Origin of the sequence: Sutcliffiella tianshenii, assembly GCF_016908565.1 — a bacterium.
GTDB lineage: Bacteria > Bacillota > Bacilli > Bacillales > Bacillaceae_I > Sutcliffiella_A > Sutcliffiella_A tianshenii.
The window spans coordinates 1-19,640 of the sequence record NZ_JAFBED010000012.1 but is presented as its reverse complement, the minus strand read 5'-3'; the positions used below and the strand labels follow the sequence as shown (position 1 = coordinate 19,640).

The following is a 19,640-nucleotide window of genomic DNA, read 5'->3' as shown; positions in this document are numbered from 1 at the left end:
AAGACTCCTCTTATATCCTTTTCCGCAAAAACCTCAATATTATGTAATGGGACCACCCGTTTTTCCGTACCTTTGGAACCCCATATATTCACAAGCATTAAAATAATGATCATTATCAAAAGAAATAGAATTGTTCGCATATATTCATCCTGCCTTTCCCCTAATATATGGTACCATATGTACAACTATATGTATGATATTTGTTTTGTTTAGGAATCATATGTAAAACGTATAGATGAGGGGGAAAGTAATGGATATCCGGCAGTTACGCTATTTTACGATTATTGCAGAAGAAAAAAACATATCACAGGCAGCCAGAAAGCTGCATATGTCCCAGCCGCCGTTGAGTCAGCAGCTGAAGCAGATGGAGGAGAATCTTGGTGTTGCACTTGTCTACCGAGAAGGCAAAAAGCTCCATCTCACAGAAGCTGGGGAGCGGTTATACCATCATGCCGTCCAGATCACCAAGCTGATGGAAGAGGGCATGGAGGAAGTGAAAGAAGTGGGACAGGGGCTGAAGGGAGCGCTGAAATTCGGTGTGAACACACTGTCTGAAACATCACTGCCACAGCTTCTTTTTGAATTCCGGGAGCAGTACCCCGCAGTCACTTATGAAATCCATCAAAATGAATCCGTGCAATTATTTCAGCTTTTGAGAGAAAGGGTAATCGACATCGCCATTATCCGTTTTCCAGTGGATTCCGAGGAGTTCTCAAGCATCATGCTAAAAAACGAACCATTCTATTTTGTAAACAGGGAGCCTTGGACCGCTGAAGTAACGCTCTCGACCATTTCTCAGGTGCCGCTTATTTTGCCAAGCACAAAGGGACAGGGCCTCCATGACTTCACCGTTCAAGCCTTTGCCAAGCAGGGACTGACTCCCAATATTGTCTGTGGGTGCTCGGATCTGAGCCTGCTTTCAAGGCTGGTTCAGCAAGGATTCGGCGCAACCATGGTACCGGAAAATGCGATGCACATCTTCGAAAAGGCCGATGTCCATTCCTATTCGTTGGAGGACGCCGACCTTGTATCGCAATATGGAATTGCCTGGATGAAGAAATATTATCTGTCTAATGTGGCGGAGCGGTTTTTGGATATGTATCGGGGGAGTGTGGGGGCTGGGGAATTTAACTCCCTTTGATTAGTTCGAAACATCAATCTACTTTTTTAACACCCCTACAAGCTCATCAGTGGATGGTCTGGAAAGAACATAGAGGGTATGAGTATCAGTGACATCCATGATAGAGCCTTTCATGTCGCCAGCCTCTTCCGGAAGCCACATAAAATATGTTTTGTCACCGAGTATTACTTTATATTGCGGATCAGCCATGTCAGCTATGCCTTGCTCCTTTTTTGCAGTTTCAAAAGCATTGGTGAATACTCCGATATCATCTTCATTAGTAAAAGTACGCAATGATTCATCCACAGTTTCCGAAAAGGAGGCCATTTCAAAGACATCCACCTGTTTAAGGTCGGATGGGAAAATGGATTTGCTGCATCCGGCGATGATGAATAGTAAAAATAGGACTGTAATTGTCTTTTTCATTATTTTCCCCCCGCTTTAATAGATATCAGGATACCTGCCACTCCGGCAATCAGGATTTTCGGGATCCAATAACTAAAGAGCCCTTCCACCACATGAACCTTCATTTTCTGAAAGAACGTCGCGCCCTGCACCCAATCGACGGACCAGCCGAAGCCGAACATGATTGGGAGGCTGAGCAGTAAATAGATGATGATAAATGTAAGGATGAATATTTTGATTTTCATGGGTTCATTCTCCTATATCTAAGTCAGTAAGTTCAAAAAAGTCGGGGTCTGGTTTCATCCTTTTTATCCCTTTATCTGACTGAAAATATATTTCTTGATCCTTTTCATAAAATACGGTGACGGTAGTATTACCGATTTCTATCAAACTTGTTTTAATACGTGGCATAGCTTTTCCGTCCCAATCGAATGACTCATTGATAAATTGCACGATAGACATAATCGTAGGCTCGTCGGTAATTTCTGTACAACCTTGATCTTCGGGATCCTGATAGATGCAGACCCGCTGATCCGGTGTATCCTCTATCCATTTTGTCGCAGTGAGAATCGGGGTTTTATCAAACGTAACCTCTGTTTGTTCGGCTACTTGATTGTAGCTGGCCGAGATCCTGAGCACACCATCGAACCCTTCCTTCGTCCAATTTGAATAAAAGCCGCTCCAATCATTTTCCGAAGTATCGTCATCAAGGGCAGAGTAGATAAATTCCGCTTTCCACCCCGATTCTGGTAGCTCATTTAAATAATATTGATAAATATCCTGCCACTGATCACCTTTAGTGACATACCGTTGATCCTTAAATTTCAAGCCATTGTAAAAAGGAATATCTTCGTGATGCTCTGGGACGATGGACATCCCTGCATATTTATCGCCTGAGGGTGTGAGATGGTGAGAGCCAAACCAGGTTACTGTGATAACAAGGATAATCGTGCCGAACAGCGACCAATTAAAATTTTCCATTTTAAAACTCCCCCACGAAATAATTTACAATTCCTAGTGAAATTACCAATCTATTGTGTTATATTTTTAAAAATTCAATTATTTACTACTGGAAGGGGTCACGATGAAACTAGATGACAAGAAGAAACGTGTTCAGGTGAAGTATCGTGAGAAGGTGAAGGCCAAGGATAGTAAGAGCCAATTAGAAATAATTGTTATTTCCATTATAATCGTTATTGCGTTGGGTTTGGGAATTTTTTACGGAATCGGTCCGTTTGTGAAGGATGAACCGAACATTATTAAGGTGGAGTAGCCATGCTGATCAAATACATCAAGTGTCAGGTAAAGGAAGAGCGTCGTGTGGATTTTTCAAGAGCCCAGGAACAATGGAGCCCGCTTGCAGATATGGAAGGGTTTCTAGGGCAGCTTGGAGGCTGGAGCGAAAAGGGGGAAGCGGTGATTCTCGGTTTTTGGGAGAGCAGCCAGTCCTATCAGCATTTTATGGAGCATATTCATGACACCATTTTTCTTGAGAATAATCAAGGGAAAACGTATCGATCCATTTCGGTCACGCTGTACGAAGGGGAACATGGGAAGTGTGGGTGGTTAGACAGGGCTGCTTCGACTGACCGCCTGTTTTTGAGTGAATCGGGGCAGGGGGATGTTGCTACATTTTTCAATGCTAAAGGTGAGTTTCTTCAGGTTTCTTTTTCTGAAAAGAAAGATGCAAGCTTCATAGAGCTGGAGCCGACATGGAAAGTAATGAAAAAGGAGAGAATGAATGTTGACAACACTAAAGACCGAACGGCTTATTCTTAGGCCGGTACATATCGATGATGCAGAACGGATCGAGGAGCTGGCAAGCGATTATGAGCTTGCAAAAACTACGCTGAATGTCCCTCATCCTTACCAGGAAGGCGGAGGTAAGGAATTTGTTGAAGTGTTCAGTAAGAAAGAAACGCTTGTACTATTCGCGATGGTGGAAAAAGAGAGTGATAGCTTGATAGGACTGATCAATATCAATCTGACTCCGGCCTATGAGCGCGGCGAGCTTGGTTATTGGGTCGGCCGACCGTATTGGGGCAAGGGCTTTGGAACAGAGGCTGCTCAGGCGGTGACGGAATATGGCTTTGAGGAACTCAAGCTGAACAAGATTTTTGCAGGGGCATACAGCGATAATCCAGGATCTTGGCGCATCATGGAGAAGCTCGGTATGACGCATGAAGGAACCTGGAGACAGCATGCGAAGCGCTTTGGACGATATATCGACCTTACTTATTATGGACTTTTGAGGGAAGACTACGAAAAAGCCAAAGCGGGTGAGTAGATGAAAAACTGGAAATATCCTTTTCTACTGCTTGCGGGCATCGGTGTCTCTTATCTCGGGAACTGGATCTACCTCATCGCTATCAATCTATCGATACTGGATCTGACCGGTTCGGCGGCTGCGGTTGCCGGGCTTTATGTCATCCGGCCGATTGCGATTCTTATTACAAATACGTGGTCTGGCAGTGTCATCGACCGCACGAATAAACGGAAGCTGATGATAGGGGTGGATGTAATCCGCGGGCTGCTCGTCTTTTTGATCCCTTTCATCGGGTCCTTGTGGGTCATCTACTTCCTACTTTTGCTGATCAATATTGTCGGCGCGTTTTTCGGCCCAAGTTCTTCTGTATACATAACGAAATTGATTCCCGCATCAGACCGGAAGCGATTCAATTCCTTGATGAGCATGACAAGCTCTGGTGCCTTCCTGTTGGGCCCAGCGCTTACAGGGGTTCTCATCATGCTTGTCGGGACAGAGCTCTGTATTTTCATCAACGCCGCGACCTTCCTGGTATGTGCGTTCTTCATCTACCTATTGCCGGATGTCGATGATTTTGTAAAAGAAAAGCGCGATCCGATCACCTGGAGCATGCTTGTTGGAGATTGGCGGATCGTGAGGCAATTTGCGGTGGGTGCCACTTTCTTCATGACCGTCTATCTTTTGTTCCAAGGGGCGATGCTGACCGGTTTTGCGCTGGATTCACAAGAGGTGACGTTCATCAAGCAGCATCTGTTGCTGACAGATCAGGAATATGGCTGGATTGTCAGTCTTACCGGTCTTGGGGCGCTTGGAGGTGCAGGAGTGGCCGCCATCGTGGCAAATCGGGTCTCACTTCGTTTTTATATCGGTGGCGGGATGCTGCTGACAAGTCTAGGCTATCTGTTGTTCTATTCTTCAATCGGTTTTTGGACGGCCACACTTTCCTTCGTGTTCCTCGGATTTTTCATGGCATTTGCGAATACTGGCTATGCGACCTTTTTCCAGCAAAGCGTACCGGTGGAAATCATGGGGAGATTCGGGAGCATCGCCGAAATGCTGCAGGCGATCGTCCAGATTGTGTTGACCTTGATCCTCGGAGTCGCGGCAGACTGGTTCACGATCCAGACTGCGTGCATCGCGTTTTGTTCAGTAGGAGTCGTCTTGGCTGCGGTGCTATTTATTACCGTGCTACTTCCTTCCAAGCAGGTTCATTTTAGCGAGGGAAAATTGGAGGCATAGTGAATGAGAGAAAAAATTAGGAGTGACTTAGTGCATTATCAACGTGCACATAGCAATAAGTGGAATCAGGTTCTACATTACTTCGCTTTCCTGTTTGCCTTCCTGGCGTGGATTTTCTTATTTTTCAACCTATACGTGACAATAGTGTTGGCGTTGCTGCATTATCTTTTTTCATGGATCGGTCATTTCTACTTTGAAGGTAACAAGCCGGCATCCTTTAAGCGGCCTTGGCTTGGATTTTATGCGGGGTTTACGTGGTTCTTTCTGCGGAGCTTTGAGCTGGTGACGGGGCGGCGGGTATTGCCGAAGTAGGGGATGGATTCTTCAATGAATGCGGGTGAGGGGGGCAAAGCTTGTGAATGATACCTCCACTCGTAGGAATCCATGGGAGAGAGGGAATCAAAAAGCTAGAATGATACCTTCGCTCGTTGAAATTCATGCGTGAGAGGGAATCAAAAAGCTAGAATGATACCTTCACTCGTTGGAATTCATGGGAGAGAGGGAATCAAAACGCTAGAATGATGCCTTCACTCGTTGGAATTCATGCGTGAGAGGGAATCAAAACGCTAGAATGATACCTTCGCTCGTTGGAATCCATGGGAGAGAGGGAATCAAAACCCCCGAATGATACCTTCACTCAATGAAATCCACCCGAGAGAGGGAATCATAACTTGTGTATGGTGGTCTCAAACTTACTACTTGGGTAAATGTCTTCCACGGGTTAAGTAAATTCTGGAAAAATGCTATAATTGTCCACAACATTAAAAAAGGAGTGGTCTTGTGATTCAACTGGAAGATTTTCATCATGTCAGCTTAAGTGTTACAGATATCGAGAAATCCAAGCACTTTTACGGGTCGGTGCTCGGGTTTGCGGAGATTGAGCGACCGGATTTTGATTTTCCGGGTGCGTGGTATCAGGTAGGGACTGCGCAGCTGCATCTGATTCAGAACAGCGGAGCGGAAACATTGCGGACAAGCGATAAGCTCGACAGCCGGGACGGGCATTTTGCGATTCGTGTGAAAAGCTATGAAGAGACTTTGAAGTATTTGAGGGAACAGGGGCTCGAGGTCAAAGCCAAGCCGGACAGCAAGAGCGGCTTCAAACAGATTTTCTGCATGGATCCGGACCGGAATCTCATTGAATTCAATGAAGAACAGTGATTTTTAACAAGGGGGAGGAATCATGAAAAAATTCTTCACTTGGGTATGTTTGTTGATGTTGGTGAGTGGTTTGGCAGCTTGTGGGGAAACCAATGAGACAAATGGGAATGCTGGTCAAAAAGAGAACTCGACTGCCACTGACAACTCAGAACATGAAGGGTCGGAAGATGTTGGCACAGAAGAAAAAGACACAAAAACCAAAACAACCGAAGGCAGTGTAAGCATCGTCTCAAGCGCCGATGCCATCGAGTATCTGAAGCATGTACTTGAGCTTGAGGACAACGGGGATATTGTCTTTGATGATATGGGCGGCACGTTGGAGAAGGATGATTCCGGTAGCTTTTATACAATCAAACTAGTATCCAAGGAGTTGCAGAAGAACGGCGGTTCGGGCACGGTTGGTGTCTATATGGTCTATGAAGACGGGACTTATATGGAGAAAATCTAACAAGATAAAAAACTAAAATATTCTATATAATGGCTTCACTCTATTCCGATAGGGGGGAGCCTTTTTAAAAAGGGAGAAGCACAAGATGACAAATCCGATATTAAAAGAGTTTCCATCAGAATTCACAACAGACAGACTATTGATCAGAATGCCGATGCCGGGGGATGGACCTGCTGTCTATGAAGCGGTTGTAGCCTCGCTAGAAGAACTGAAGCCGTGGCTGCCGTTTGCCCGATTCGAACAGACGCTTGATGGGGTAGAGACCAACCTTCGTGAGAGTCATATGAAGTTTTTGAAAAGAGAGGATCTGAGATTACTAGTTTTTGATAAAGAAACTGGAGAGTTCATTGCATCCTCGGGTCTTCACCGCATAAATTGGGATGTACCGAAGTTTGAGATCGGCTACTGGATCGATACAAGGCAGAGCGGAAAAGGCTATATGACGGAGGCGGTCGAAGGGATTACTAGATTTGCTTTTGAGGAGCTTGCTGCCAACCGGGTGGAAATCCGCTGCGACCCAAAGAACGTGAAAAGCCGTGCGGTTGCTGAGCGCTTGGGCTATACGCTTGAGGGTGTCCTTCGGAACGATGATCGTGGAGCGGATGGAGAGCTAAGGGATACTTGCGTGTTTTCGAAGGTGAGAGAGTGAAGAAGCATGCTTTGGTGATTGGCGGGTCGGGAATGCTAGCGGAAGTGTCCTTGTGGCTTGCAGGTGAAGGATACCTGGTATCTGTTGTGGGGCGTGATGCCAGGAGGATGGAGGAGCTGACTGCAAGGAGCGAGCAGATTAATCCGGTTTTGGTAGATTACAAGGATGATAAAGAGTTTCCTGCAACGTTGGAACGTGCTATCGAGAAAAATGGACCGGTCGAGCTAGTTGTCGCGTGGATACATTCTGTTGCTCCGCGGGCCTTGGGGCATGTGATTTCAGCGGTCGGTAAAAACAGTGGGGACTGGTCGCTGTTTCATATACTCGGGAGCAGTTCGGACTTGGAAGAGATAAAAGCTGCGGCAAAAACGCCCCTTGGATGTAGCTATCATCAGGTTCAGCTAGGATTTGTACTAGAAGGTGCAGGTTCACGCTGGCTAAGAAATGATGAAATAGCTAGGGGAGTAACCAATGCGATTTCTTCAAGGCCGGAAGTAAGTGTAGTAGGGGTACTGAAACCGTGGGGGAAACGTCCGCAATGGTGAACCAAGGCACTGCTTGAGCCATTGGGAAAACGTCTAATGAAAGGTGGAAATCAAATGTTTATCAAACCAAAAAAATTGCAGCCAGGAGATATTGTTGCAACAGTAAGCCCTTCCTGGGGAGGTGCAGGTGAGCCAGAATTAAGATGGCGATATGAGCAGGGTGTAAAGAGATTAGAAGAGGTTTTCTGTCTTAAGGTAATCCCGATGCCGAATAGTTTGAAGGGTGGAGACTATGTTTATGAGAATCCGCAGGCGCGTGCGGAGGATTTGGTGGCTGCATTTAAAGATGAGCGTATAAAGGGGATCATTACAAATATCGGCGGGGATGATAGTATCCGCCTGCTTCCCTATATGGATTTTGATGTGATACGTGATAATCCGAAAATTTTCATGGGTTATTCCGATGTGACGATTTCACATCTGTTTTGTCTGAAAGCAGGAATTTCAACTTTTTATGGTCCGGCCATTTTAACCGATTTTGCTGAAAACGTGGAGATGGATCCGTACACCATTGAAATGGTGAACCGAACGCTCTTTTCCAATGAAATCATAGGGGAGATCCAACCGGCTGAAGAATGGACGAGTGAACGTTTAGAATGGATAGAAGAGAATAAGGACCGCCGTCGGACAATGAGGAAAAACTCAGGTTACGAGGTCCTACAAGGCGCAGGTGTAGCAAAAGGACAGTTGATCGGCGGCTGCATAGAAGTACTTGAGCTTGCAAAAGGAACAGAGCTTTGGCCGGAGAGTGAATATTGGGAGAATAGCATACTTTTCTTTGAAACATCCGAAGAAAAGCCACAACCAGAGTATATAAGATATTGGTTGCGGAATTATGCTGCACAAGGGATATTGCAGAAAGCGAATGGAATCATTTTTGGTAAACCACAGGACGAGAAGTATTATGACGAGTATAAAGTAGAGATACAAAGAGTAATGAAGGAATATGGTCTGGGGGATTTGCCGATTCTTTATAACTTGAACTTCGGTCATACCGAACCGAAATTCATTTTGCCATATGGTGCAATGGCAGAAATCGATTGTGATCAGGGGACCTTCACGATTTTAGAAAGTGGAGTGGAATAACTATTAACAAGGGGCGGATCTATATGCTAAAAGAAGCGACAATATCGGAAGTAAAAGAAGCTGCTCAGCTTGCTTTACTGCTTTGGCCAGATCACACATTAGAGGAATTTGTACAAGAGATGAAGAATTTTATTTCTCAGCCTGACGCAAAGGTTATACTGGCTTATCACGATAATGAGGCAATCGGATTTGCACAATGCCAACTGCGATATGATTATGTGGAAGGGACAAGTTCAAGTCCGGTTGGATATCTAGAAGGGCTTTACGTGAAAGAATCCTTCCGTAGACAGGGCATTGCCAAGCAACTAGTTCAAGCCTGTGAGGATTGGGCTAAGGAAAAAGGGTGTAGCGAGTTTGCCAGTGACTGTGAATTAGAAAATGAAGAAAGCTTGGCCATGCACCTTAAATTAGGATTCAGTGAAGCGAATCGTATAATTTGTTTTAAGAAGGTTTTATAAAGCTTTCTTTAATACGGTTTGCGGGCACTTTGCTTGAGAGGTGGTTATAGAACCATGCAAAAAGAAACGTCATGTGGCGTGATCATATATCAAGGCAAACCAGACATTCGGTATCTACTTGTAAAAAGTAGAGCTAATGGTCACTGGGGGTTCCCGAAAGGACACATGGAAGAGGACGAAACTGAGATCGATGCAGCAAGAAGAGAAGTGAAGGAAGAGACAGGTCTGGATGTTGTGATCCTAGAGGATTTTAAGATAAGTATGGAATATAAGATTTCTGAAACTGTTAAAAAAGAAGTTATCTTATTTTTAGGAAGACCCAATAGTACCTCTGTAACGATACAAGAAAGTGAAATCGAGATGTATAGATGGGCTGCGTTTCCAGATGCATTTAAATTGCTTGTGTATGACAGTCAAAAGCAGATTCTAAAACAAGCCCATGAGTTTTTAAAACAGTAATTAGAAATGCTTCCCCACATTAAAGGTAAGTTCAAGCAATTAGAAAGAACGGACGTGAAAGAAAAATGAAACGATTCCTAGTAGGGGCAATACTTCTGCTGATCCTTTCAGGCTGCCAATCCTATGAAACAATGAGTCTATTAGATGAATCCGTCGAGACGGTGAATGTATCGGAATCCCAGGGACGTGGCGACATGAACCAGGAGATTCTCCATTCCTTCAACAAGGAAAAAGAGCTTAAGTTCTGGGAGCGGGCAATCACCAATGCGAGGCTGCAGAGCGGCGGGGAAGCTCTGGACAATCCCGACTATGATGTGATGGTAGAATACAAGGCGGAAGACGCTGCCAGGCTGCCGACCCATGCGATCCACCTCTGGCTCGGAAAAGAAGGCGAAAAGAGTTACTTTATGTACATAGAGGGCGACGGCGTGTATGAGACATCTGCTAAGGTGACGAAGGAGATGCGGGAGTATCTGTTGAGCGGGGAGTAGTGGGTCTAGATTATACCTAAACAAGTGTCAATCAGCTCCTCCATCCCAAATCCTCAACAACTTTAGAAGGAGAATGGTCATTTTAGTCGAAAAGAAGAAGTATACATTTTCTAGGAGGCGATGAACATGATGAAAAAACACATGGTACTTAACGAACATATCATCATAAATATCGATGTAGCGGAGGAGAACAGTGGTAAACGCAAATATGATCAAAGGAAGCAAAATAAGTCTTAAACCTATTGAGATAAAGGATATCCCGATCCTATGGAATCTGATTTACAGGGAAGAAATGCCGGAGTTCAAGAAATGGGATGCGCCGTATTTTCCGTGGAAGCGGGTTGATTATGAGCCGTATCGGTCTGTGATGCTCGAGCGGATCGAGCAAGGCTTAGATACTCAGTGGCTCATCATGGCGGAAGATCAGATCATCGGCAGTGTCTTCTATTATTGGGAGTATGAGCCGACGAATTGGATGGAGATGGGCATCACCATCTATTCGCCTGATCACTGGAACGGCGGGTTTGGCACAGAGGCAATCAAAATCTGGACGTCGCATCTGTTCCGGAGGTTCCCGGATATCCCGCGGCTCGGGTATACAACCTGGTCGGGGAACATGCGGATGATCCAGGTCGGATTGAAGCTTGGCATGCAGGAGGAGGCGCGCATCCGTAAGGCGCGTTCCTATAATGGCGAGTATTATGATTCTGTGAAGCTTGGCGTGCTGCGTGAGGAATGGGAAGAGATGTACGGGAAGTAAAACAAAGAATGCACACATCCGGTAATGCTGGTGTGTGCATTTTTTAATAATACGAAACCTTTACTTCCAATATGACGTATTACAGTAAAACATATACAGGAGGACAACGCTCATGACCCAAACCAAATGCCCAAAATGCAGCCACACCGAATTTGCGGAAGGAACAGATTATATGCGGGTAAAACCGTTGAATAATAAGCTTGGCAAAAGCTCAGAGAAAATCTATACATTCTGCCTGGGCTGCGGCGAGGTGGTATCGACCCGCATCGAGAATCCGGCCATCTTTCGAAAGTAGCTTGCGGGCTCTCTGTACTGTACAGAATGTAGATCTTAAATAGGATTTTGATCGCCTGGCCGATATGGGAGGCATCTAAATAAAGGTTGCTGTCTTCGCTGAAGTAGATGGTGTTGACCTATAGTTCGGTGCCGAAGACTATAAAAGCTTGGCAGGTTCAGGAACAGGGCTCGATGTTTTCGGAGGATAGAATGGCGATTACCTGGTCGAGGTCTGTTGAATCTACATACACATTAGTTTTCTCGCCGATATAGATCGACCGTACTTCCACCTTGCACCAGAGTGCGGAATAGATGTCGTCAATCTGACCGGCACGACCTGCACGGAGGCGGATGATCTGGATCACCTGTTTTTCCTGGAACCGTATCTTCAAACTGCGCAAGATGCGGCGAACCGATTGTAGCTCAATTGGAGCCTCAGCCTCACTGCTACCGACCACCAGTCTGACATAATTGGTGTCATTGCCCTTTAACTGGGCGAAGGCGTTGATGTTTATTTTCTGATCGGCAATACCTTTTAACAAGTTTGCCAGCGCCGGGTCGTCGGCCGTAAAAGAGAACTGCGTCCGCAGCAGATAGTCAAAGGAATCATTATTATTAGTGGTCATCGGGGCACAACTCCCTTTTGAAGGTATTACCTTAATGTATGCAAAAGGAGGATAGTCCGTTGCGTATCAGAAGATGGAACTGAAGGGGGAATTGCCATGAAAAAGGCAGAATATCTCATCGTGCTTGTGGTATTGGCTGTCTATATGTGTATCGGTTACATATTCAATATAGATTTCTTGAAAATCTTTATTGTCGATAGTGATGAGTACAATATTAGTTTGGTTGGCATCGTTATCTGGTATAGCACGGTGAAATTCATTCAATATATAAGAAAAACCCGCCCCGAATGAGGCGAGTTTGAATTTACCCTTTCGAAATCTCCACAATATCCTCTTCCTTCAACCCCACTTCGCCATGCTTGTTCAGCTTCACTTTTTCATTATCATGCAGATTTGTGAAAATGATCGGCGTCATGATTGATGGCGCATTCTGCTTCAGGAAATCGATATCAAAGCGGAGCAGCTCCTGACCTTTTGTGACCTTATCACCCTGCGCGACAAGCGCTTCAAAGCCCTGTCCCTTCAGGTTGACGGTATCGATACCGACATGAATCAGAATCTCGCGGCCGCCATCCGATTGGATACCGATCGCATGCTTGGTCGGGAACAGGTTGACGATTTCGCCGTCGACAGGGGAGACCACGACACCTTCAGTAGGTAAAATCGCGAAGCCGTCACCCATCATTTTTCCTGAGAAGACCTGATCTGGTACTTCATCGAGCGGCTTGATTTCACCTTTGATCGGGCAGAGGAAGCCTTCCGATTCGGAGTGAGTCTGCAAGGCATCCGGGTTGACCTCCTCGATCTGCTGTTCGACTTCTTTTTCAGGTACGGTTTTCACAGGACGCGGCGTTTTGCCGTCCATGATGTCTTTGATTTGTGATTTGAGCGTGTCCGATTTAGGTCCAAAGATCGCCTGGATGTTGTTGCCGACCTCGAGCACACCGGATGCACCAAGCTTTTTCAAGCGATTCTTGTCCACCTGGCTGATTTCATTGACCTGAACACGGAGTCTCGTGATACATGCATCAAGATGGCCGATGTTCTCTTTTCCGCCCATCGCCTCGAGCACGTCAAATGGCAGGTCGCCGGCAGTGGAAGTGCTTGTCCCGTCCTCCTCTTCGTCGACATCCTCACGACCCGGAGTCTGCAGATTGAACTTCTGGATCGCAAAGCGGAAACCGAAGTAGTAGATGACAGAGAAGCAGAGACCGACCGGGATGACGAGCCACCAGGCTGTCCGGTTCGGCACGACCCCGAATAGGAGATAGTCGATGACCCCTCCGGAGAACGTCATCCCGATTTTTACATCTAGCATATGCATAACCATGAACGATAGTCCCGCAAATATCGTATGGATCCCAAACAGTACAGGTGCGACAAACAGGAACGAGAACTCGATCGGCTCCGTGATCCCTGTTAAAAAGGAAGTAAGAGCAGCAGAGGCCATGATCCCTCCGACGACCTTCTTCTTCTCAGGACGTGCCGTGTGATAGATCGCCAGTGCTGCAGCAGGCAGACCGAACATCATGAACGGGAATTTACCTGTCATGAATGTCCCGGCAGTCGGCTTAATGCCGTCGCGCAGCTGGGCAAAGAAAATCGCCTGATCCCCGCGGACAACCTGGCCGGCTTCGTTTGTATAGGACCCGAACTCAAACCAGAACGGCGAGTAGAAAATATGATGCAATCCAAACGGGATCAAGGCACGCTCAATGACCCCGAAGATGAAGGCTGACAAAGTCAGGTTCGTGTTGATCATGCTTTCTGACAGGGTATTTAAGCCGCCCTGGATCGGTGGCCAGATGAACGTCATCAATATCCCGAGAACAACGGCAGAGGCAGCGGTTGCAATCGGAACGAACCGCTTCCCGGCAAAGAATCCGAGATACGACGGCAATTCGATATTATAGTATTTGTTGTACATAAAGGCACCGAGTATCCCGACGATAACCCCGCCGAACACCCCGGTCTGAAGCGTATTGACCCCAAGCACATTGGCGTAGGCCGGATCCTTGAGCATCCCTTCCTCGACGCCGAGCACAACACCCATCGTCGCATTCATGATGAGGTAGCCGATGATCGCAGCAAGCGCGGCAACCCCTTCCCCGCCAGCAAGTCCGACAGCGACACCGACGGCAAAAAGCACAGGCAGGTTACTGAACACAATTCCACCGGCAGCATCCATGACTGACGCAACCATCTGCACCCAGTCCGCTGCGAGGAACGGCATCAGCTCAATCAGATTTTCTTCTTTCAAGGCATTACCAAGGGCAAGCAGGATACCGGCAGCAGGCAACAGCGCCACCGGAAGCATCAACGCTTTCCCGACTTTTTGAAGGACACCGAATATTCGTTTCAAGTATAAGACCCTCCTAAATATGTAGAATTGAAATTGGTTTTAACTTCCCCTAAAACCTACATTTTAAACAAACTGGAAAAATGAAACTTATCGGTACATATACTCGTAGAATAAAGTAGAAATGTTACGGAATGGAGGAAACAAAATGGACGCATCAATTGTTGGAGTCGGATTCGGCACCATCATCCTGTTAATCTGGATCTTAAGCATTGTCGCTGTCATATGGGTCTATTCCGATGCCAAGGAAAAACAGGGCACCAATCTCGGCTGCCTTTGGGCGCTTGTCGTATTTGCTGCCGGCCCGATCGGCTTGATCGCCTATTTGATTGTACGAAACAAATAGATAAGGGGTGACGCACCATGGAAGCAATCTTCGGTTTACTCTGGTTTGCGATTGGCATCATCGCCCTGTTCTGGGTGTACAGTGACGCTTCAGAAAAAAGGGGATCGAACATCGGGTGTCTCTGGGCCCTCGTCGTCTTTTTGCTCGGCCCGATCGGCTTCATCATCTATCTTGTTGTACGGAATTCTGACTAGCAAAGGCGCGACCTTCTTCATAGAGGGTCGCTTTTTTGATGGAGGGGAATGCCCTGCGGATTTTCCTGACATAGCATTTTTTAAACAAACGTTTGATTAAAAAATTCGCGAGCTCTTGTGGCCCAAGGGATTGAAAAAAATTTGAAATATTAACTTTTAAAAAAGGATTTCTAGAAAAGGTTTTCGCAATAAATATTTCGAAAAGTGAAACAAATAGACGGTCAAACTCGTACTAATAAGTAGGGAGACAAAAGGGGGCCAAATATGAAAGCAGCAGAATGTCCGAAATGCGGTGCGAAGGAATTGGGGGTGGGGAAGCATAGTGGATATGGAGTGATGTTCCCGAAAAATAAAATGAGTTTGGGATCAGAGGTCGAGTACATCATCTGCACGGAATGTGGTTATATCATTGAAGGGTATGTGAAAAAGCCGGCAAAATTTAAAAATACCCTATATTAGAAAAGTCGGAAGAGTTCCAGATAGTAAAGGTGCTTTTAGCTCGATTATCCAACAAGTGAAGAGGCCCTCAGCGCTTTAACGGGCCGAGGACCTGCTCCTGCTACTTCTTATAGACCGTCAGCTTAGCTTCTGCTGGTGTTCGCGTTCTCTGCGGGGGGACTGTCTCAAAATAACCCATGTGCAGGAACCCGGCAATTTTCTCTCCAGGCTTGACGCCTAATAGGTCGCGCACTTTTGGGTCATAGATTTGAGTGTTTGTTTTCCAGACCACGCCAAGTTTTTGCTCCCAAGCAAGCAGCTGGAAGTTTTGGATAAGCGAGCTGACCGCACCGAAATTCTCTTCCCATTGTTTTTGTCTCGGGTCTTCCGCCATCACGACGATGAGGAAAGCTGCAGGTTGGCTAAAGTAATTACGTCGGTTTTCCTGCATATCCGGAGGAAACGTTTTGACGAGATCCTCCACAAAGCCTTGCTTCTCGGCTGATGAGACAAAAATAAAGCGCCAAGGCTCCCGCAATCCATGGTTCGGTGCCCAGATGGCATCATTCAACAATGTAAGAACGGTCTCCTGAGTTACTTCCTTATCGGTGTAACCAGCCTTGACCGAACGGCGTTCCCGAATGATCTCGGCTAATCTTGATTTTGCATGCTCCATCGTAGAATCTCCTTTTCAAATGTATTAATAAAGTCAATGTGAAATACACACGTTTGAATTTGATAATCATTCTCACTTAGTTAGTTTAATACATATTTCAATATAAATCCATGTTTATGAGGGGAAGAAGGAAGTATTCATACAATTGGATTTGGTCTTTTGAAATAGCATATTTTAAACAAACGTTTGATTAAATAATCCAAGAGTCGTTGTGGCCCAAGTGATTGAAAAATATTATAGAAATTAACTTTTAAAAAAGGATTTTTAGAAAAGTAATGAAGTGCATAAAAGGATGTGGAAGGTTTGAAAAAAATAGCTTTTATTATGTTACTGGCGGGAATCCTGCTCGTGTTTGGTGCTTGTTCCAAGTCAACGGAAAGCGGTGGACAGGCTTCCGTGGATAAACAGGAAGTTAGTAAAGAAAAGGAACCACCAAAAAAGGAAACCGAGTCAGAAGAGGTGAAAGACACTCCGTCAAATGAGACAGAGACTAGTCCCCCTACTTTTGACATGGAAAAATACTTGAATGAGAAATACGCGATGGATAACGTCCATTATGTGGCGGAAAAATGGGAAACTGAGAACACTGGCCGGACAGATTATACAGTCAAGATCCTTCCTGATACGAAAGAATATAGTGACGAGATGGATGCGAAGTTCAAGAAGGGTCATGTAAAAGTATATGAAGAAATTGAAGCGTTGAGTGAGACGGCGAAAAAGATCATGGAGGAATTGCCGCAGGTCGAGAAGGATATCCATATCGATTCGGTAAGTTGGGTCTCCTACGATGGGGAGTTCTCCGTATTGCTGATACAGGATTTTGAAAATAGTGACCTGAAGACAGACAATAAAGGGGATATGTCCGGGTATACTGCTAAGCAGATCGAATATGCCCGCGTCTGGCTTCAACTTGGTCCCAATCAAGAGCTCGACGAATTGAATGCACATCTAATTCCAGCAGGCACGCCTATCAATCCGAATGACGACACCAGCTCCCTCTATCCTGAGGACGTCATCCAGCTTGCAGGCAGCCGTCTTGTAGATGGATCGGTCACCTATAGCGGCAATGGAGATGGCACGATTAACGTGTACAACGTACCATTACGCTGGGAAACCAATGTCCCTGATGACCTGCCTGAAAACTATATGCAGAAATTAACAGAGGAAATCATCGAAACCACAGAGCTCGTGTACGTGGATCCGGGTGACAATGAAAAGATAATTGAGTTGATTAAGTTGTTGAAGGTTCATTAAAAAGTGCAAGGGGACGGTTCTCTGCTTCCGAAGCAGAGAACCGTCCCCTTGCTTTGTCTTCTGATGCCTCTGGGTATTTTCTGGAAAAACAATTCTCGGTATGCTAAAATTGAACTAATCTGAAAGGAGTGATTTAAAATATGATTAGAAATCGGGAAAAAATCAAAGAGCAAGATGAGATAAATGAAGAACTAAAGAAAGGCATTGTTGTTGGACCTTCCTTCGAGTTTCTATTTGAAGAGGAAAATAACAATTATGATGAAAAATATGCAGATCACATCTGATATTAAGATTTGGCAAATGTTATTGAAATGTGTAAATTAGTATATTAATATCCCAACGTAACAAATCCACTATTAAAACTCCTACTAACTTCTAAAAATACCTCGAGAGTAAGTTACTACAATTTGAATCCATACTATATTAATTAAATCAGATTTAGTGAGCAGCTTCTAATATTAAGATCATACAATTCATTCCGATGAGAGAACCGTCCCCTTGCTTTCCCCGCACCCCTTCATATGGTACAATCGGAAAAGCATGTTAACGTGAAGGAAGAGAATAACTATGACAGATATACCTGTACAAAAAAATGAATTCTACGATGTCACTGTCCAGGATTTGACGCATGACGGTGCCGGAGTAGCAAAAATAGACGGCTTTCCGATTTTTATCCAGAACGCCCTCCCGGATGAGGAAGTAAAGGTAAAAGTCATCAAGGTCAAGAAAGGCTATGCATTCGGTCGCTTGGAGGAAATCAAAAAGCCAAGCGCGCACCGTGTGGATGCCCCATGCCCGATCTACAAGCAATGCGGCGGCTGCCAGCTTCAACATCTGAGCTATGAGGGTCAGCTTATCGCAAAAAGAAAGCAGGTCCAGGACGTCCTTGAGCGCATAGGACACCTAAAGGACATACCGGTTCACCCCGTACTCGGCATGGACCACAATCCATGGCGCTACCGCAACAAAGCCCAGGTTCCGATCGGCGAACGCGAAGGCGGCCTGATCGCCGGCTTCTATCAGCAGCGCAGCCACGAGATCATCGACATGAAGGAATGCCTCATCCAGCAGGAAATCAACGACACGGTCGTACAAACCGTCCGTGAAATTTGTGAAAAGCATGGCGTCCGGGCTTACAATGAAAAAACACACAAAGGAACTCTAAGACATGTGATGGCGCGCTATGGCCTTGTCACTGGGGAAGTGATGGTCGTGCTGATCACCCGCACCCCGGACATCCCAAACCGAAAAGCAATCGTGGAAGAGATCGCCGCGGCATTGCCTGAAGTGAAATCAGTCGTGCAAAACGTGAACCCGAAGAAAACCAACGTCATCTTTGGCGACGAAACCCGCGTCCTTTGGGGCAACGAGTATATTTACGACTTTATCGGAGATATCAAGTTCGCCATTTCTGCTAGATCCTTCTACCAGGTCAACCCGGAACAGACGAAGGTCCTTTATGAAAAGGCGCTCGAATATGCAGGGCTGACAGGCGAGGAAAGTGTCATCGACGCTTACTGTGGCATCGGAACCATCTCCTTATTCCTTGCCAAAAAAGCCCGAAAAGTCTTCGGAGTCGAAATTGTCCCTGAAGCCATCGAAGATGCCAAACGAAACGCGGAACTGAACGAGATCAATAACGCAGAATTTGCAGTCGGCGAAGCAGAAGTCGTCATCCCGAAATGGTACAAACAAGGAAACACAGCCGACGTCCTCGTGGTCGACCCACCAAGAAAAGGCTGTGACGAAGCATTACTGCAGACCATCATCGAAATGAAACCGAAGCGAGTGGTATATGTATCCTGTAATCCCGCAACACTTGCACGTGATCTGCGAGTGCTTGAAGAGGGAGGATATAAGACAGTTGAAGTGCAGCCGGTGGATATGTTTCCGCATACGGTACATTGTGAAGCTGTGGCGAGGATTGAACGTATTTAATAGATACACTACGACGACTTTCGGAGCAATAATGAAAGGTGTTGTAGTGTTTATTTTTTTGACTGTTAGACCACGGGGACACGTTCCCTAATTCAATTTGACTCAATAATAGCCAAAAGTTTTATTAGTGAAAACTATGCTTGTCGCACTCATATCCATTATAATGAAAGAGGAGGTGATAACGTGGAAAAGCAAATACTTGAGCTACTCATTGGGCTCAGTACTGAAGTGAAAGGTATGAGAGGAGACATCAATGACCTAAAAACAGAATCGAAAAGTATGCGAGCAGACATTAATGACCTTAAATCGGAAACAAGTGGCTTAAGGGTAGAGATGAACGAAATGAAATTGGACATGACTGAGATGAAGTCAGATATGGTTGTCATGAAGGCAGACATGACTGAGATGAAGTCAGATATGGTTGTCATGAAGGCAGACATGACTGA

The 19,640-nt window shown here is 45.6% G+C and carries 30 protein-coding genes; 24 read left to right on the top strand and 6 right to left on the bottom strand.

Features of this window, described 5'->3' with window-relative positions:
- Window positions 1–250: 250 nt before the first annotated feature.
- Window positions 251–1,141 carry a LysR family transcriptional regulator gene (locus JOC95_RS18635; RefSeq protein ID WP_204418992.1) on the top strand — a complete coding sequence of 297 codons (891 nt, stop codon included), beginning with the start codon at window positions 251–253 and terminating at the stop codon, window positions 1,139–1,141.
- An 18-nt stretch (window positions 1,142–1,159) separates the two neighbouring features.
- Here JOC95_RS18635 and JOC95_RS18630 read toward each other — a convergent pair whose 3' ends face one another.
- From JOC95_RS18630 to JOC95_RS18620, 3 genes are read right to left on the bottom strand one after another with little or no spacing between them, the layout of a single operon-like run.
- Window positions 1,160–1,546 carry a YhfM domain-containing protein gene (locus JOC95_RS18630; protein ID WP_204418990.1) on the bottom strand — a complete coding sequence of 129 codons (387 nt, stop codon included), beginning with the start codon at window positions 1,544–1,546 and terminating at the stop codon, window positions 1,160–1,162.
- Entirely contained in the window at window positions 1,546–1,770 is a 225-nt protein-coding gene (locus JOC95_RS18625; protein ID WP_204418988.1) for a hypothetical protein, read from the bottom strand. Before JOC95_RS18625 ends, JOC95_RS18630 begins: the two co-directional genes overlap by 1 nt.
- A gap of 4 nt (window positions 1,771–1,774) precedes the next feature.
- Window positions 1,775–2,506: a hypothetical protein gene (locus tag JOC95_RS18620; RefSeq protein ID WP_204418986.1), complete on the bottom strand. Its 732-nt coding sequence runs from the start codon at window positions 2,504–2,506 to the stop codon at window positions 1,775–1,777.
- 103 nt (window positions 2,507–2,609) lie between these two features.
- Here JOC95_RS18620 and JOC95_RS18615 point away from each other — a divergent pair, with 103 nt between their 5' ends.
- The 15 genes from JOC95_RS18615 (at window position 2,610) to JOC95_RS18545 (ending at window position 11,382) form a co-directional block, all read left to right on the top strand.
- Window positions 2,610–2,798: a hypothetical protein gene (locus JOC95_RS18615; protein WP_204418984.1), complete on the top strand. Its 189-nt coding sequence runs from the start codon at window positions 2,610–2,612 to the stop codon at window positions 2,796–2,798.
- Window positions 2,799–2,800: 2 nt separating this feature from the next.
- Window positions 2,801–3,304 (top strand): YdbC family protein, encoded by a 504-nt coding sequence (locus JOC95_RS18610; RefSeq protein WP_204418982.1) that lies wholly within the window; start codon window positions 2,801–2,803, stop codon window positions 3,302–3,304.
- Window positions 3,267–3,812, top strand: coding sequence for a GNAT family N-acetyltransferase (locus tag JOC95_RS18605; RefSeq protein ID WP_338083123.1), 546 nt, complete (start codon window positions 3,267–3,269; stop codon window positions 3,810–3,812). Before JOC95_RS18610 ends, JOC95_RS18605 begins: the two co-directional genes overlap by 38 nt.
- The gene (locus tag JOC95_RS18600) at window positions 3,813–5,030 is read left to right on the top strand and encodes an MFS transporter (RefSeq protein ID WP_204418979.1); all 1,218 of its coding nucleotides are present in this window, start codon (window positions 3,813–3,815) and stop codon (window positions 5,028–5,030) included.
- Window positions 5,031–5,033: 3 nt separating this feature from the next.
- Complete coding sequence (locus JOC95_RS18595) at window positions 5,034–5,342, top strand: DUF962 domain-containing protein (protein WP_204418977.1); 309 nt, start codon at window positions 5,034–5,036, stop codon at window positions 5,340–5,342.
- Window positions 5,343–5,810: 468 nt separating this feature from the next.
- Entirely contained in the window at window positions 5,811–6,191 is a 381-nt protein-coding gene (locus JOC95_RS18590; RefSeq protein WP_204418974.1) for a VOC family protein, read from the top strand.
- Window positions 6,192–6,213: 22 nt separating this feature from the next.
- The gene (locus JOC95_RS18585; protein WP_204418972.1) at window positions 6,214–6,639 is read left to right on the top strand and encodes an LptM family lipoprotein; all 426 of its coding nucleotides are present in this window, start codon (window positions 6,214–6,216) and stop codon (window positions 6,637–6,639) included.
- Window positions 6,640–6,724: 85 nt separating this feature from the next.
- Window positions 6,725–7,288, top strand: coding sequence for a GNAT family N-acetyltransferase (locus JOC95_RS18580; protein WP_204418970.1), 564 nt, complete (start codon window positions 6,725–6,727; stop codon window positions 7,286–7,288).
- Window positions 7,285–7,833: a short-chain dehydrogenase gene (locus JOC95_RS18575; RefSeq protein ID WP_338083122.1), complete on the top strand. Its 549-nt coding sequence runs from the start codon at window positions 7,285–7,287 to the stop codon at window positions 7,831–7,833. The genes JOC95_RS18580 and JOC95_RS18575 overlap by 4 nt, the downstream gene beginning before the upstream one ends.
- Window positions 7,834–7,887: 54 nt before the next feature.
- Entirely contained in the window at window positions 7,888–8,919 is a 1,032-nt protein-coding gene (locus JOC95_RS18570) for a S66 family peptidase (protein ID WP_204418968.1), read from the top strand.
- A 23-nt stretch (window positions 8,920–8,942) separates the two neighbouring features.
- Complete coding sequence (gene aac(6'), locus JOC95_RS18565) at window positions 8,943–9,377, top strand: aminoglycoside 6'-N-acetyltransferase (protein WP_204418966.1); 435 nt, start codon at window positions 8,943–8,945, stop codon at window positions 9,375–9,377.
- Window positions 9,378–9,431: 54 nt separating this feature from the next.
- Window positions 9,432–9,836, top strand: a complete 405-nt coding sequence (locus JOC95_RS18560) for a bis(5'-nucleosyl)-tetraphosphatase (RefSeq protein WP_204418964.1) — start codon at window positions 9,432–9,434, stop codon at window positions 9,834–9,836.
- A 65-nt stretch (window positions 9,837–9,901) separates the two neighbouring features.
- Window positions 9,902–10,327 (top strand): membrane lipoprotein lipid attachment site-containing protein, encoded by a 426-nt coding sequence (locus JOC95_RS18555; RefSeq protein ID WP_204418962.1) that lies wholly within the window; start codon window positions 9,902–9,904, stop codon window positions 10,325–10,327.
- Between the two features lie 193 nt (window positions 10,328–10,520).
- Window positions 10,521–11,087 carry a GNAT family N-acetyltransferase gene (locus tag JOC95_RS18550; protein ID WP_338083121.1) on the top strand — a complete coding sequence of 189 codons (567 nt, stop codon included), beginning with the start codon at window positions 10,521–10,523 and terminating at the stop codon, window positions 11,085–11,087.
- 112 nt (window positions 11,088–11,199) lie between these two features.
- Window positions 11,200–11,382: a hypothetical protein gene (locus tag JOC95_RS18545; RefSeq protein WP_204418961.1), complete on the top strand. Its 183-nt coding sequence runs from the start codon at window positions 11,200–11,202 to the stop codon at window positions 11,380–11,382.
- 157 nt (window positions 11,383–11,539) lie between these two features.
- Here JOC95_RS18545 and JOC95_RS18540 read toward each other — a convergent pair whose 3' ends face one another.
- Window positions 11,540–11,989, bottom strand: coding sequence for a hypothetical protein (locus JOC95_RS18540; protein ID WP_204418959.1), 450 nt, complete (start codon window positions 11,987–11,989; stop codon window positions 11,540–11,542).
- 96 nt (window positions 11,990–12,085) lie between these two features.
- Between JOC95_RS18540 and JOC95_RS18535 the strand changes: the two genes are divergently transcribed.
- Window positions 12,086–12,280, top strand: coding sequence for a hypothetical protein (locus JOC95_RS18535; RefSeq protein WP_204418957.1), 195 nt, complete (start codon window positions 12,086–12,088; stop codon window positions 12,278–12,280).
- Window positions 12,281–12,293: 13 nt separating this feature from the next.
- Here the strand turns inward: JOC95_RS18535 and ptsG are convergent, their stop codons facing one another.
- Window positions 12,294–14,306 (bottom strand): glucose-specific PTS transporter subunit IIBC, encoded by a 2,013-nt coding sequence (gene ptsG / locus JOC95_RS18530; RefSeq protein ID WP_239583011.1) that lies wholly within the window; start codon window positions 14,304–14,306, stop codon window positions 12,294–12,296.
- A gap of 190 nt (window positions 14,307–14,496) precedes the next feature.
- Between ptsG and JOC95_RS18525 the strand changes: the two genes are divergently transcribed.
- The 3 genes from JOC95_RS18525 (at window position 14,497) to JOC95_RS18515 (ending at window position 15,347) form a co-directional block, all read left to right on the top strand.
- Window positions 14,497–14,694: a hypothetical protein gene (locus JOC95_RS18525; RefSeq protein ID WP_204418953.1), complete on the top strand. Its 198-nt coding sequence runs from the start codon at window positions 14,497–14,499 to the stop codon at window positions 14,692–14,694.
- A gap of 17 nt (window positions 14,695–14,711) precedes the next feature.
- Window positions 14,712–14,888, top strand: a complete 177-nt coding sequence (locus JOC95_RS18520) for a hypothetical protein (RefSeq protein WP_204418951.1) — start codon at window positions 14,712–14,714, stop codon at window positions 14,886–14,888.
- Between the two features lie 264 nt (window positions 14,889–15,152).
- Entirely contained in the window at window positions 15,153–15,347 is a 195-nt protein-coding gene (locus JOC95_RS18515) for a transcription initiation factor TFIIIB (protein WP_204418949.1), read from the top strand.
- A gap of 100 nt (window positions 15,348–15,447) precedes the next feature.
- On the opposite strand, the gene JOC95_RS18510 is transcribed toward JOC95_RS18515, so the two are convergent.
- Window positions 15,448–16,002 (bottom strand): nitroreductase family protein, encoded by a 555-nt coding sequence (locus tag JOC95_RS18510; protein ID WP_204418947.1) that lies wholly within the window; start codon window positions 16,000–16,002, stop codon window positions 15,448–15,450.
- 303 nt (window positions 16,003–16,305) lie between these two features.
- Between JOC95_RS18510 and JOC95_RS21710 the strand changes: the two genes are divergently transcribed.
- The 4 genes from JOC95_RS21710 to JOC95_RS18490 form a co-directional block, all read left to right on the top strand.
- Window positions 16,306–17,256, top strand: coding sequence for a hypothetical protein (locus JOC95_RS21710; protein ID WP_419096270.1), 951 nt, complete (start codon window positions 16,306–16,308; stop codon window positions 17,254–17,256).
- Window positions 17,257–17,396: 140 nt separating this feature from the next.
- Window positions 17,397–17,540, top strand: a complete 144-nt coding sequence (locus JOC95_RS18500; protein WP_204418945.1) for a hypothetical protein — start codon at window positions 17,397–17,399, stop codon at window positions 17,538–17,540.
- A gap of 283 nt (window positions 17,541–17,823) precedes the next feature.
- Window positions 17,824–19,194 (top strand): 23S rRNA (uracil(1939)-C(5))-methyltransferase RlmD, encoded by a 1,371-nt coding sequence (gene rlmD / locus JOC95_RS18495; protein ID WP_204418944.1) that lies wholly within the window; start codon window positions 17,824–17,826, stop codon window positions 19,192–19,194.
- Window positions 19,195–19,377: 183 nt separating this feature from the next.
- The coding region (locus JOC95_RS18490) for a hypothetical protein (protein ID WP_419096269.1) at window positions 19,378–19,640 on the top strand (263 nt) is incomplete at its 3' end.

Bases quoted from the DNA above. Each gene is read 5' to 3' on its own strand.
- JOC95_RS18635 (WP_204418992.1), top strand. From the start codon at position 251: ATGGATATCCGGCAGTTACGCTATTTTACGATTATTGCAGAAGAAAAA.
- JOC95_RS18630 (WP_204418990.1), bottom strand. From the start codon at position 1,546: ATGAAAAAGACAATTACAGTCCTATTTTTACTATTCATCATCGCCGGA.
- JOC95_RS18625 (WP_204418988.1), bottom strand. From the start codon at position 1,770: ATGAAAATCAAAATATTCATCCTTACATTTATCATCATCTATTTACTG.
- JOC95_RS18620 (WP_204418986.1), bottom strand. From the start codon at position 2,506: ATGGAAAATTTTAATTGGTCGCTGTTCGGCACGATTATCCTTGTTATC.
- JOC95_RS18615 (WP_204418984.1), top strand. From the start codon at position 2,610: ATGAAACTAGATGACAAGAAGAAACGTGTTCAGGTGAAGTATCGTGAG.
- JOC95_RS18610 (WP_204418982.1), top strand. From the start codon at position 2,801: ATGCTGATCAAATACATCAAGTGTCAGGTAAAGGAAGAGCGTCGTGTG.
- JOC95_RS18605 (WP_338083123.1), top strand. From the start codon at position 3,267: ATGTTGACAACACTAAAGACCGAACGGCTTATTCTTAGGCCGGTACAT.
- JOC95_RS18600 (WP_204418979.1), top strand. From the start codon at position 3,813: ATGAAAAACTGGAAATATCCTTTTCTACTGCTTGCGGGCATCGGTGTC.
- JOC95_RS18595 (WP_204418977.1), top strand. From the start codon at position 5,034: ATGAGAGAAAAAATTAGGAGTGACTTAGTGCATTATCAACGTGCACAT.
- JOC95_RS18585 (WP_204418972.1), top strand. From the start codon at position 6,214: ATGAAAAAATTCTTCACTTGGGTATGTTTGTTGATGTTGGTGAGTGGT.
- JOC95_RS18580 (WP_204418970.1), top strand. From the start codon at position 6,725: ATGACAAATCCGATATTAAAAGAGTTTCCATCAGAATTCACAACAGAC.
- JOC95_RS18570 (WP_204418968.1), top strand. From the start codon at position 7,888: ATGTTTATCAAACCAAAAAAATTGCAGCCAGGAGATATTGTTGCAACA.
- JOC95_RS18560 (WP_204418964.1), top strand. From the start codon at position 9,432: ATGCAAAAAGAAACGTCATGTGGCGTGATCATATATCAAGGCAAACCA.
- JOC95_RS18555 (WP_204418962.1), top strand. From the start codon at position 9,902: ATGAAACGATTCCTAGTAGGGGCAATACTTCTGCTGATCCTTTCAGGC.
- JOC95_RS18545 (WP_204418961.1), top strand. From the start codon at position 11,200: ATGACCCAAACCAAATGCCCAAAATGCAGCCACACCGAATTTGCGGAA.
- JOC95_RS18540 (WP_204418959.1), bottom strand. From the start codon at position 11,989: ATGACCACTAATAATAATGATTCCTTTGACTATCTGCTGCGGACGCAG.
- JOC95_RS18535 (WP_204418957.1), top strand. From the start codon at position 12,086: ATGAAAAAGGCAGAATATCTCATCGTGCTTGTGGTATTGGCTGTCTAT.
- ptsG (WP_239583011.1), bottom strand. From the start codon at position 14,306: ATGCTTCCGGTGGCGCTGTTGCCTGCTGCCGGTATCCTGCTTGCCCTT.
- JOC95_RS18525 (WP_204418953.1), top strand. From the start codon at position 14,497: ATGGACGCATCAATTGTTGGAGTCGGATTCGGCACCATCATCCTGTTA.
- JOC95_RS18520 (WP_204418951.1), top strand. From the start codon at position 14,712: ATGGAAGCAATCTTCGGTTTACTCTGGTTTGCGATTGGCATCATCGCC.
- JOC95_RS18515 (WP_204418949.1), top strand. From the start codon at position 15,153: ATGAAAGCAGCAGAATGTCCGAAATGCGGTGCGAAGGAATTGGGGGTG.
- JOC95_RS18510 (WP_204418947.1), bottom strand. From the start codon at position 16,002: ATGGAGCATGCAAAATCAAGATTAGCCGAGATCATTCGGGAACGCCGT.
- JOC95_RS18500 (WP_204418945.1), top strand. From the start codon at position 17,397: ATGATTAGAAATCGGGAAAAAATCAAAGAGCAAGATGAGATAAATGAA.
- rlmD (WP_204418944.1), top strand. From the start codon at position 17,824: ATGACAGATATACCTGTACAAAAAAATGAATTCTACGATGTCACTGTC.